1 protein-coding gene is annotated in these 246 nt (G+C 74.8%); it reads left to right on the top strand.

All coding sequences use genetic code 11. The features are described from left to right. Nucleotides 1-246: hypothetical protein (locus CVH10_RS26310; protein ID WP_219925059.1), on the top strand; the 246-nt coding region annotated here is incomplete at both ends.

A 246-nucleotide genomic window follows, 5' to 3' on the forward strand; every position in this document is an offset into this window, starting at 1 on the left:
CCGCCTCATCCTCCTCGGGGCGAGCGGCGGCCGCGCAGGCAGCGCGACGATCACGGGGCCCGACACGGCGGCCTTCGGCTTCACCAACGGTCAGACCGGCCTCGGCGCCAGGGGGCTCAACGGCAGCGCACGCATCTCGGTCTTCGGCAGCGACGCGGTGACGACCCCGACCAAGGGCCTCCTCGACACCACCACCCCCGCGGGCGTCTCCAGCGCAACGCTCGAGATCGCGCACCGCCCCCGCAC

It is taken from the genome of Halomonas sp. ND22Bw, assembly GCF_003011945.1.
Lineage (GTDB): Bacteria > Pseudomonadota > Gammaproteobacteria > Pseudomonadales > Halomonadaceae > Halomonas > Halomonas halophila.